Origin of the sequence: Thalassotalea sp. G20_0 (genome assembly GCF_017744175.1) — a bacterium.
Classification (GTDB): domain Bacteria; phylum Pseudomonadota; class Gammaproteobacteria; order Pseudomonadales; family Endozoicomonadaceae; genus Endozoicomonas.
The window spans coordinates 1-13,395 of sequence record NZ_JAGHQV010000081.1; the positions used below are offsets into that span (position 1 = coordinate 1).

Below are 13,395 nucleotides of genomic sequence, written 5' to 3' on the forward strand. Positions count from 1 at the left end.
TGGCCGGTTTAACCCGGCAGCCGCCGGTGCTTCATTATCAGGGCCGGGAGTACGAACTGAACGACCGGCACCGGATTATTCTCACCGGTAATCCGGACCATTATTCAGGGCGGCACCTGGATAACACACTGAAATCACGGATTCCCACCTTCTTCTATAACCCCTTGCCGGACACCGTGCTGGCCAACGCCATCATTCTGCCCAATCTACCCCAGGCCTGGCCTGATCATCTGAAACAACAGGCCTGTAAACGGCTGTTAACCCTGTACAACCAGTTCCGGGAGCTGCTGGAGACCACCCCCAGAGATATCACCGATGTGCTGGCCATCGTTCGCCAGATTCTCCGTCACTGTTCCGCTACCGGGGACAACACGCCAGCGCAAGTCAACGCCCTGATCAGGCGGGCATTTATGGACAGTCTGGCCGGTGCTGTAACCACGGAATTCCAGCAACGGCTGAACACCCTCAACGTCTGGTACCAGGGCCAGTTCAAGGAAGATCCGTCCCTTTTGGCGGGGGTTGACTCGAGCTTTACTGATTTTATCCAACGACTGCAGGCCGCCAACCCCGATGGAGACTTCTCTGCGGAGCCTGTCCGGCAGCTGGTCTACCACTACTGGCAAACTCTGGACAAGGATGACTCGGGACGCACCGCAATGCTGGTGGAAGGGCCGGCGGGCTGGGGCAAGGATTTTGTGCTGAAAAGAACCATCCGGCTCTGGCAACAACAGCAAGAGAGGAATCAACGGCCAGTACGCCCGTTTGTCCATATCAATGCCAACCCAAACCAGTGGGCCACTCTGGCCGAGAGCGTTAAACAGGCGATGAGCGGGGGGCAACTGATTGCCATCAGTGAGCTTAACCTGATTCCCAGCCACTATGTAGAAGGGTTGCTGAATCATGTGTTGACCGGCCATGCAGCACGGGGATTTCGCCTGTTTGCCACCATCAACCCCGGCTATTTTGCCGGACGGGAAGCGCTGAGCAAGGCCCTGACGAGCCGCTGCACCCAGGTCAGGCTGGCAGCCCTTACCCCGGAAGACCTGGCAAATCTGGTACAGGGTTTGCCCGAGATACCTGATAGGTTGCCCAAGTGGCTGGCGGGTCACTTCCACCAACTGGCCACAGCACTGCATCAGCAGAACCGCCCGGTGCAACTGGCACTGGACGACCTGTTCAGCAGCGCCCGACAGCTGGCCAGTCAGCGGCCTGAACATTGGAATCAGGCCTTGCGAAAACACTTGTCACTGCCCTTTCGTGCCTTGCAGACACCGCTGCCTCCGCTGAAGGAGGATACTGCACGCCTGGAACGAATCAAGCAGGAAGAACAACGGTGCCGCGACCTTGAGACCATAGCCAATAGCATGCCCGGACTGTTGACGCCCATCACGGTAACATTCGGGCCTGTACCCCGTTGTGGTGACCGGGTAATCACGGTGACACCGGAGGCAACAGATCAGGATGTCATGACCATTGCAAAAGCCATGCAGCAAAATATGGAGACCAGCCGTAATAGCGGGTCAACGGTAAACCAGCAACAAACCCGTCATTCGGCTTACCCTTGTAAATTTGGCGATATTGTGGCTCCCCTCCACTACAAGGTCGCCAGGTACTTCCCCAGACGCCCTTACGATGCCCACCAATATCGTCTCACTTTTCTGGAGACCCGTCTGGATGAAGATGGCCGGTTGCGTAACTACCCCATCGACTGGGCAAATGGCACGCTAACACCGTTGCCAGGATGGCCTGATGATAGCGTCTGGCGGACCAACCTTGGCGCAGATGAACTGCCCGGCAAGTGTACGCTGATCCTGAATAACCAGTGGCAGCCCCTGCCTGCCCTGACGCCCAAAGACCAGCTCCGGGCACTGCGCTGCACCCCGAAAACCCCTGTTGAGCTGGCCCGAAGCGAGCTGACAGGGCAACTGTTAATCAAAAGTCAGGCATCCTCAGCGTCACCGGTAACGGTGGACTTTATCATTGCCCCCGGGCAAACCTATTTTACCCAACTAAGACCGGGCGAATGGCTGACATTACCAGAGGGATTGTGCAGTCAACGGCTTGAAGATCTCCTGGCAGAGACTATTTTTTACTCCGAAACCAACACCTGCAAAGCCTATGCAGAGCTGCGTAACATCCATGGGATCCCGGATATCCCGCAACGACTCAGGGCGCTGCTGGGTTGGCTGGATACATTTTCCGATAGAAAAAATGTGACCGGGCAAGATGAACAGCTGTTGCTGAATATGCTCAGGGAGAAACAGGGGGCTTGCCGACACAAGGCGACGATTTTCCAGGTGCTCTGCCACTATTGGGGTATTCCTGCGCGGCAAGTAGAGAATGCTTCGCACCGTTTTGTTGAGATCAGCCCCGATGGCGGCCGCACCTGGCGACAATACCAACTCGGGGGTGGCGGACAGACCATTGAAGATATCGCAGAACCCGACTGGGGGGATTATCATCGACCAGGCCATTCTGCGCTGAAGCCGCCCGAGGAGTATGCCTATTCCGACCAATTTATCGGTTCGTGGCGAGACTTCTTTCATTTAATTGATAAGAATTTTGATTGTCTTGCAAACCAATTACTGTTGAGCAAAAACGAATCAGCTGTGACGGCGGTTATGCACACACTTGAAGATATCTACTCTACATTCCACCGAGAATCTGTAAGCTCCGGCAATTACAGAGGTATGCAGAATAATTGGGGGGTACTATTATCGCCACAAATGTTTTACCGGTTTGGTAAAAAAATAAATGAATGGAAAAGCATCATAGAAAAAAGCACTTGGCTTATGGTAGATACCTGGGGCAATGAGGCGATACATTGCTTCATGCTTTCGCCTATAAAGGTATTATATCGCCTGATAGATGCACAAGAGCCTGATGTGCACTATTTGAACTGGCTATGTGATCTTTACCGATCAGTACCTGAATTCCTGAAATATGTATTATTGGCCATCTTACAGACGTTCTCTGAGTCCTGTGACTCCTGTCAGTTAAAGGACCAGGTAAAATTAATGCTTATGTCATATTCTTTAAGTCCCGAGAAACTGGCCTTTGATATTGAGGAACAAAAAACTGACAAGGTACGCTTATCAAAGCTCTGCACAGACTTTATCAAAACGATGACCATGAGCCACTCTCTTTTGGAGCAACTATCACAGCCTCGCATCCATCAACAACTCCACCACCAGCCTGTGGGCAACAGCATTATCATCCCTGAAAAGCTTATGTCCGGAGAGGCTGCTTTCCTGAGCGTATCAAAATCTACAAGCTACAAACCCATTATCTTCGATTGCACATCCTTACCAGACCAGGAGGTAAACGACAAAATTGCTGGATCAATAAAATCCGGAGTAAGGCCAGGAATTATCGAAATATCCATGAGTGAAAAGCATGTAGAGTTAAATGAGTTAATAAAAAAAATATTCTTTTATTGGCTTGCAGCACATCACATGAATGATACCACCTCTCCCGTTTGGTTGACTTGGTATTATAATAACTATTCCAGGTCAGTGCAGACTTACCTTGATAGTCGGCTTACGCTTGATGACTGCAAAGTTGAGCCCATGGCCCGATTAAAATTACCCCCGGAACGTATAAAATACTGTTTTAACCAACCTTCCGCTGTCGTTCTTCAAACGGATGATTTGCTGGTCCTTTTAGATGAGTTTCTTGCACAGATCGAAAATAGGTAGTGGCTCTTTCAGGATTCCAGACCAATGTTGAACTGGTTTTCCTTTCGGTTGAGCATCCACTCATCATGAATTGTCCATTTAGCCCTGGCGTCCACCACCTCAGAGAAATGGGGTTTCCGTGGAAGGAACGTTCTTATTATTTTGTTGTCCATCATTTCCTGACACCGGCATTCATAAATCAGGTATGGATGATCAAATGGACAAAACAACCAATGAAGTTATCAATTATCACTCCTTTTCAAATCAAACAATAACCCACTCTTTACCACATCAGGTGGGAAACATAAGGAAAATATCGGATTTTTCCGATGGACAGGCAAAGCTTCAGCAATCTTCAGCACAGCGATCAGGATTAATAGAACCCCAAAAAGTCCCAACGCCTGACTTAGGACAAAGGACGACAGCCGCCTGCCAAGTTACCTCTCTCTTGCAAAGCGATCACTCCACCGCCCGCTCAACGAATCAGGAAACGGTCCATCAGAGCCTGAGCACCGGCGAGTTCTATTTTGCCAATACTCCGTTAACCCAACAGCGAATTATTGATCAATTACGCCATGAACAGCCTGCAACGTATTGCATTCGCGCGCTGGATGATCTGGAAAAACACGGCCTGATGCAACAAACCTGGCTAGAGGGCGGCCAATTACAAAAAGCAGAAGGCCGACTGTTTACTGATGAGCCTATGACCCTGGTGTTTGACCTGACCTCCATGAAACCCGGTGATATCGCCAGCTTTAATGACCTTCTTCAGGTGGGCCCCAAATGTAACGATAAACCACTGGGCGACCACATCCGGCGGGTATTTCTGGTCAACCACGGGATGCTGGACGGAAGTAAGCCCGCCAACCCCGACCTCTGGCGCAGACTGGGGCAAATGCCGGAAAAGACCGTATCAGAAGCCGACTGCCATATTGCTGATTCGGTGACCGATGAAACCCTGCTGGCCCAAAAAACCACGGAAGACATCCCGGCCAATGCCCTACGCACCACCATCGACTTTGCCACCACCGACAACTGGTACCATCAACTGTTTGGTGGTATCACCCTCAATGATCGGGGTCGGCTGGTTTTTTCTGAAGGGGCCCTGGCCAACCTGAAAGAAAGCACCCACTTGGTGTTTAACAACGCACCATGGGACGACACTGGCTTTCAGACAGCCCTGGCAACGGCCATACGGGTTGGCGGATTTACCGCCAACAAGCAATGGGTCCGGCTGCCTGAACAGATATCCCTGTCCGTAGCCCATGTCTGTGCCACCGAACTCAACGCCCGGAAAGACCAGGCGATCAGCGACAGCACCGTTTTTTGTCCCCAAAGCCCGTTTGTGGTGATTAACGGCAGCTCAATCGAGCGTCTCAAAGGCCATGTGATGGTAGAGGGCACTGTCGTTGTGCAAACGGATATGCTCGCTAATCTGCTGCAAGGTTGCAGGCAACTGGTGCTTACTGGCGAGCTGGATGACAAACAGTGGTTATGGTTATTGTGCCGACTGGAGGAATTACCGGAGAGTAAAAGACCACAGTTGTTTGCCAGTTTGCCAACCGATTTGTTGCTCCCTGAAAGGGCTACGGAAGCCTGCAACCCGCAGTGCGCTACTGTCTCCTATCAGATCAACCCCGAGGATACCCTGGAATCCCTGCAACAGGTCAACCTCACCAGCCAGAACCTTTTTACCTTTTCCCTGACCAACAGTCCACTGTTGGCTGCCCTGGTCAATGGAACGCCAACGACCCTTTATGGTCTGGAGCGCAACCCGGAATTGGCTGCCAACCTGGAAACCCTGTTATTACCCGCCCCTTACCTGTTTATTCATGGGCACAAGATTGATCTGCCTGAGGCACGGGTCACCTTCATGCCTCCCCCGGGGCGGCAAACCACCGGCTCAACATTGATCAACGCCCTGCTCAACGTTTCCGACAGCCAACCACCCGCACCGGAAAACCCGGTCTACTCCCTGCTGATGTCACTGCCCCGATCCTGTCAAAGGCACTATCCGGACAGGCCGCCCTGGACCGGGGAGGATTTTCAGCTGCGGTTTGAGCAACAGGCCGAGGCAGAGCGCCGGCAGGATGGTAGCCACGGGCTTCTGCCCTGCCATCAACGCCGGGCCTTGCATGTGCTGCTGGCCAAGGCGTATCGCGGCGATCCGGAGATTTACAGTTTCATCAAAGCCAAAATTGCCGGTTATTATCCGGATCAACCCACCGACAACCGTGCCGACCGATCGGCCCTGGAGCACTGGCTGACCCACCACCCGGCCCCGGAGCTGAGGGACATCAAGGCCGATTTCTGGACGCTGGCCCGGCACTGTCCGGCCACGGTACACCAGCACAGCAAAAAACCGGCTGACATAAATAACAACTCGGTGAAACAGCTGGCCACCTATGTGGTCGGTGCCGCCCCCCGGGCACAGCAGCGGTCCCTGGCACAGCGATTGGGGATTGATCTTCGACTGGCCCGGCGAATACGCTTGTTTGACGGGAACCTGCGCTCAACCTTAAAAGATACCCTGATTGCTCACCGATTATTACTCAGGCAAGACACCATCATCAGCCAAACGGTTGGGACGCTGGAGAGCCAGATTAGCGCCATTCTGAATCAGGCCGACCAACAGAAATCACAACCGATCCGGGAGGTACTGGCCAAGGCCTTTGAGAATGATCAGTTACCCGGGCAGTGTCAGGATCTGCCCGACGCCCTCCTTGCCCGGCAGCGCCCTGACCGGTCCCGGCAGGAGCGACGTCTGGAGCATTTGGCCCAGAGGGTCCGGGAGCATCCCGTGGTATTCCTGCAGGGCGAGGCCGGAGCCGGCAAGACCTTTATGGCCAGAGCCATTGCTGCCAAGGCTAAGTATCCAGGCTGTCAGGTGCTTCAGCTTGGGCCCAACCACACCCGGGAAACCCTGTTTGGTGGACAGCAGCTGGTGAGTTATTCAGTGGGCAATGGGGCGGAGGATCATGGCACCGAATTTTGTGAAGGGCCACTGCTGCAGTGGGCATTATCAAAAGATCCGCCCCTGCTGGTGCTCGATGAAGCCAATCTGGCACCAGAGGGCCTGCTGGCCCCCCTGGCCGGTTTAACCCGGCAGCCGCCGGTGCTTCATTATCAGGGCCGGGAGTACGAACTGAACGACCGGCACCGGATTATTCTCACCGGTAATCCGGACCATTATTCAGGGCGGCACCTGGATAACACACTGAAATCACGGATTCCCACCTTCTTCTATAACCCCTTGCCGGACACCGTGCTGGCCAACGCCATCATTCTGCCCAATCTACCCCGGGCCTGGCCTGATCACCTGAAACAACAGGCCCGTGACCGGCTATTAACCCTGTACAACCAGTTCCGGGAGCTGCTGGACCAGACCACACCCAGAGATATCACCGATGTGCTGGCCACCATTCGCCAGATTCTCCGTCACTGTGCTGCTATCGTGAGCACGCCAGGGCAAGTCAACGCCCTGGTCCGGCGGGCATTTATGGACAGTCTGGCCGGTGCTGTAACCACGGAATACCAGCAACGTCTGAACACCCTCAACGTCTGGTACTGGAGCCAGTTCAAGGAAGATCCGTCCCTTTTGGCGGGGGTTGACTCGAGCTTTACTGATTTTATCCAACGACTGCAGGCCGCCAACCCCGATGGTGACTTCTCGCCAAAGCCTGTCCAGCAACTGGCTTACCGCTACTGGCAAAGTCTGGACAAGGATGACTCGGGGCGCACCGCCATTCTGGTGGAAGGCCCGGCGGGCTGGGGCAAGGATTTTGTGCTGGACAGAACCATCCGGCTCTGGCAACAGCAGCAAGGGATGAATCGCCCGTTTGTTCATATCAATGCCAACCCGAACCATTGGACCACTCTGGCCGAGAGCGTTAAACAGGCGATGAGCGGGGGGCAACTGATTGCCATCAGTGAGCTTAACCTGATTCCCAGCCACTATGTAGAAGGGTTACTGAATCATGTGTTAACCGGCCATGCAGCGCCGGGATTCCGCCTGTTTGCCACCATCAATCCCGGCTATTTTGCCGGACGGGAAGCGCTGAGCCAAGCCCTGACCAGCCGCTGCACCCAAATCAGGCTGGCGGCCCTTGACCCGGAGGACCTGGCAAGGCTGGTGCAGGGATTGCCCGACATTCCTGACGGGTTGCCCAAATGGCTGGCGGGTCATTTCCACCAACTGGCCACAGCGCTGCATCAGCAGAACTGCCCGGTGCAACTGGCACTGGACGACCTGTTCAGCAGCGCCCGGCAACTGGCCAGTCACCGCCCTGAACAGTGGGACCAGGCTTTGCAACAACACCTGTCACTACCCTTTCGCGCTTTAAAGACACCGCTGCCGCCGCTGCAGGAGGAGGATACCGCACGCCTGGCACGAATCAATCGGGAAGAACAACGACGCCAGGACCTTGAGGTCATGGTCAATAGCATGTCCGGACTGTTGCAGCCCATCACGGTAATATTCGGGCTTATACCCCGTTGTAGTGATCGGGTAATCACGGTGACACCGGAGGCAACCGATCAGGACGTCATAACGATTGTGCAGGCCATGCAACAGGGCATGGAGAGCCATAGCGGGTCAATGGTCAGCTCTGTTGACCAGAAAAAAAACGGTCATTCGGCATACCCTTGCACATTTGGCGATATTGTGGCTTCCTCCCACTACAAGGTCGCCAGGTACTTTCCCGAAAAGCCTTATGATGCCTGCCAATATCGTCTCTCTTTTCTCCAGACCCGTCTGGATGAAGACGGCCGGTTGCGCAACTACCCCATCGACTGGACAAATGGCAAGATAACCTCTGTGCCAGGATGGCCTGATAATATCATCTGGCGGACCGACCTTGGTGCCGATGAACTGCCCGGCAGCATTGCGTTGACCCTGAATAACCAATGGCAGCCCCTGCCTGCCCTGACGCCTTCAGACCAGCTCCGGGCATTGCGCTGCACCCCGGACACCCCCATTGAGCTGGCCCGAAGCGAGCTGACAGGGCAACTGTTAATCAAAAGTAAGGCATCCGCAGCATCATCGGTAACGGTGGACTTCATCATTGCTCCCGAGCAAACCTATTTTAACCAGCTGAGGCCGGGCGACCGGCTATTACCACAGGGATTGTGCAGTCAACGGCTTGCAGATCTTCTGGCAACGCAGATTTTTGACCCCAAAACCAACACCTGCAAAGCCTATACAGAGCTGTGCTACATCGATGGGATCAGTGATGTTCCGCAACGACTGATGGCGTTGATGGATTGGCTGGCGACATTTTCCGACAGCAAAAATGTGACCGGACAAGATGAACAACTTTTGCTGAATATGCTCAGGGAGAAACAAGGGGTTTGCCGACACAAGGCGACGATCTTTCAGGTGCTCTGCCACTATTGGGGGATTCCTGCCCGGCAAGTACGGAATGTTTCGCACCGTTTTGTTGAGATCAGCCCCGATGGCGGCCACACCTGGCAACAATACCAACTCGGTGGTGGCGGACGGTCCACTGCAGATATCACAGAACCCGACTGGGGGGATTATCGTCAACCAGAGTGCACTAAGCTGAAGCCACCCGCTGAAAGGAGGCAGGACTATTCCAACCAATTGATCGATTCAACGGTAGGATTCTCTGCGTTAAGGGAAAAAATTGTCAATTATCTTGCTTTTCTTGCAGGTCAATTACAGTCAAACAAAAAAAGATCAGCTTCGGCCTGGGCTATGCAGCAACTTAAAGATCACTACTCTGCATTCAACAGAAGACCTGCAGGCTCCCGCTCAAACCTCAGCAATCTGCCGAAAAACTGGATGATACTATTATCACCACAAATGTTTTACCTGTTTGGTGACAACATACAAGACTGGGAACATATCATAGGAAAAAGTGCCTGGAATTGTGCAGTAGACATGTACATTAGCAAAGGGCATTTGAATGAGGCACTGAAGATATTATTTCAGCTGATACAGGCACAAGAGCCTGATGTGCACTATTTGAACTGGCTATGTGATCTTTACTGCTCATCAGTGCCTCCATTTCTGAAATATATACTATTGGCTATCTTACAGACGTTCTCTGGGGCCTGTGATTCCTGTCAGTTAAAAGCCCGGGTAAAATCAATGCTTGAGTCTTATGATCTGAGGCTAAAAGAACATGACCTTGGTGAAATGAAAATAGAAAATCCACCACTTTCACAGTGCTGCATAAACCTTTTCAAAACGATGACCAGGAGCCGCTTCCTTTTGGAGCGACTATCGCAGCCTCACATCCATCAACAATTCCACCACCAGCCTGTGGGCAATAGCATTATCATCCCTGAAAAACTTATGTCCCAAGAGGCGGCTTTCCTGAACGTATCAAAATCAATAAGCTATAAACCCATTATTTTCGACTGTACTTCTTTGTCCGAGCCAACGGTAAAGGATAAGATTGCTAAAAAAATAGAATCCGGATTAAAGCCAGTAATTAGCAAAATATATGAGAGTGTAAACTATTTAAACTTCAGTTCATTAATAAAAAAACTATTCTTTAATTGGCTGGCAGCACATCACACGAATGATTCCAATCCTCCCATTTGGGTGATTTATTATTATGAGGAATATTCTGAGACAGCGCAGCCTTACTTTGAATCGATGCTTACGCATGCCGATCATCAAGTTGACCCCATCGCCCATTTAAAATTACCTCCAAAACGTTTAAAAGAGTATTTTAACCAACCTTCCGCTGTCGTTCTTCAAAAGGATGATTTGCTGCTTCTTTTAGATGAGTTTCTTGCACAGATCGAAAATGAAGACAATAAGTAGTGGCTCTTTCAGGATTCCTGACCAATGTTTCGTGAGCTATAGACAGTGTTCATAGTAGAGCAGTCCGGAAGCCAAATAGAGCCTGAGTAGTTAACCAGATGAAATCAGACTTTCTGACTACTTATGATTTCATTTGGTAGTAATGCCATCAGCATACCGGGCAGATTTTCCTTTCGGTTGAGCATCCATTCATCATGAATTGTTCATTTAGCACTGGCGTCCACCGCCACAGCAAAATCGGGTTTCCGTGGCAGGAACCTTCTTATTATTTTGTTGTCCATAATTTCCTGACAACGGCATTTATAAATCAGGCATGGATGATCAAATGGACAAAACAACCAATGAAGTTAGCCATTATCACTCCTTGCCAAATCAAACAATAACCCATTCTTTATTACATCCGGCGGGAGACAAAAGGAAAGCATCAGTTTTTCCCGATGACGAAGCAGCGCCTGAGCAGCGTTCAGCACAGCGATCAAGATTAATAGAACCCCAAAAAGTCCCAACGCCTGACTTAGGACAAAGGACGACAGCCGCCTGTCAAGTTACCTCTCACTTTCAAAGCGATCACTCCACCGCCCGCTTAACGGATCAGGAAGCGGCCCATCAGAGCCTGAGCACCGGTGAGTTCTTTTTTGCCAATACTCCGTTAACCCAACAGCGAATTATTGATCAATTACGCCATGAACAGTCTGCAACGTATTGCATTCGCGCGCTGGATGATCTGGAAAAACATGGCCTGATGCAACAAACCTGGCTAGAGGGCGGCCAATTACAACAAGCAGAAGGCCGACTGTTTACGGATGAGCCGATGACCCTGGTGTTTGACCTGACCTCCATGAAACCCGGTGATATCGCCAGCTTTAATGACCTTCTTCAGGTGGGACCCAAATGTAACGATAAACCACTGGGCGACCACATCCGGCGGGTATTTCTGGTCAACCACGGAATGCTGGACGGGAGCCAGCCGGCCAACCCCGACCTCTGGCGCAGATTAGGGCAAATGCCGGAAAAGGTCTTGGCAGAAGCTGACTATATTGCCGACTCGGTGACCGATGAAACCTTGCTGGCCCAAAAAACCACGGAAGACATCCCGGCCAATCCCCTCCGCGTCACCATCGACTTTACCACCACCGATAACTGGTACCACCAACTGTTTGGTGGTATCACCCTCAATGATCGGGGTTGGCTGGTTTTTTCTGACGGGGTCCTGGCCAACCTGAAAGAGAATACCCACCTGGTGTTTAACAACGCACCATGGGAAGACACTGGCTTCCAGGCAGCCCTGGCAACGGCCATACGGGTTGGCGGATTCACCGCCAACCGCCAATGGGTCCGGCTGCCTGAACAGATATCCCTGTCCGTAGCCCATGTCTGTGCCACCGAACTCAATGCCCGGAAAGACCAGACGATCAGCGACAGCACCGTTTTTTGTCCCCAAAGCCCGTTTGTGGTGATTAACGGCAGCTCAATCGAGCGTCTCAAAGGCCATGTGATGGTAGAGGGCACTGTCGTTGTGCAAACGGATATGCTCGCTAATCTGCTGCAAGGTTGCAGGCAACTGGTGCTTACTGGCGAGCTGGATGACAAACAGTGGTTATGGTTATTGTGCCGACTGGAGGAATTACCGGAGAGTAAAAGACCACAGTTGTTTGCCAATTTGCCAACCGATTTGTTGCTCCCTGCAAGGGCTGGCTACTGTCCAACCACGGGAGCCTGCAACCCACACTGCGCCGCTTTCACCTATCAGATTAACCCCGGGGATACCCTGGAATCCCTGCAGCAGGTCAACCTCATCAGCCAGAGCCGTTTCACCTTTTCCCTGACCAACAGTCCACTGCTGGATGCCCTGGTCAATGGGACGCCAACGACCCTTTGTGGTCTGGAGCGCAACCCGGAATTGGCTGTCAACCTGGAAACCCTGTTGTTGCCTGCTCCATATCTATTTATTCATGGGAACAAGATGGATCTGCCAAAGGCACGGGTCACCTTCATGAAACCCCCGGGGCAGCAAACCACCGGCTCAGCATTGATCAACGCCCTGCTCAACGTTTCCGACAGCCAACCACCTGCACCGGAAAACCCGATCTACTCCCTGCTGATGTCTCTGCCCCAATCCTGTCAAAAGCGCTATCCGGACAGGCCGCCCTGGACCGGGGAGGATTTTCAGCTTCGGTTTGAGCAACAGGCCGAGGCAGAACGCCTGCTGGACGGTAGCCCAGGGCTTCTGCCCTGCCATCAACGCCGTGCCTTGCATGTGCTGTTGGCCAAGGCGTATCGTGGCGATCCGGAGATTTACAGTTTCATCAAGGCGAAAATTGCCGGTTATTATCCTGATCAACCCGCCGACAACCGGGCCGACCGATCCGCCCTGGAGCAATGGCTGACCCACCACCCTGCCCCGGAACTGAGGGACATCAAGGCCGATTTCTGGATGCTGGCCCGGCACTGTCCCGCCAAGGTACACCAGAACAGCCAGGACCCGTATCCTGTATCTCGCAAAGCAGTGAAACAGCTGGCCATCTATATGGTCGCCGCCGCCCCCCGGGCACAGCAGCGGCCCCTGGCACAGCGATTGGGGGTTGATCTTCGGCGGGCCCGGCAAAAACGCTTTTTTGATGGAAACCTGCGCTCAACCTTAAAAGATACCCTTATCGCTCACCGGTTATCACTCAGGCAAGACACCATCATCAGCCAAACGGTTGGGACGCTGGAGAGCCAGATTAGCGCCATTCTGAATCAGGCCGACCAACAGAAATCACAACAGATCCGGGAGTTACTGGCCACCAACTTTGTTGATGATCAGTTACCCGGGCCGTGCCAGGATTTGCCCGATGCCCTCCTTGCCCGACAGCGCCATCACTGGTCCCGGCAGGAGCGGCGTCTGGTGCATTTGGCCCGGAGGGTCCGGGAGCATCCCGT

The 13,395-nt window shown here is 52.7% G+C and carries 3 protein-coding genes; all 3 read left to right on the plus strand.

Annotated elements, in window-relative coordinates; all coding sequences use genetic code 11:
• Window positions 1–3,698: transglutaminase domain-containing protein (locus tag J7438_RS23700; RefSeq protein ID WP_209278541.1), on the plus strand; the 3,698-nt coding region annotated here is incomplete at its 5' end.
• Window positions 3,699–4,125: 427 nt separating this feature from the next.
• Window positions 4,126–10,473: an AAA family ATPase gene (locus tag J7438_RS23705; protein ID WP_209278542.1), complete on the plus strand. Its 6,348-nt coding sequence runs from the start codon at window positions 4,126–4,128 to the stop codon at window positions 10,471–10,473.
• Window positions 10,474–10,798: 325 nt separating this feature from the next.
• A partial coding sequence (locus J7438_RS23710) for a hypothetical protein (protein WP_209278543.1) occupies window positions 10,799–13,395 on the plus strand: 2,597 nt, incomplete at its 3' end.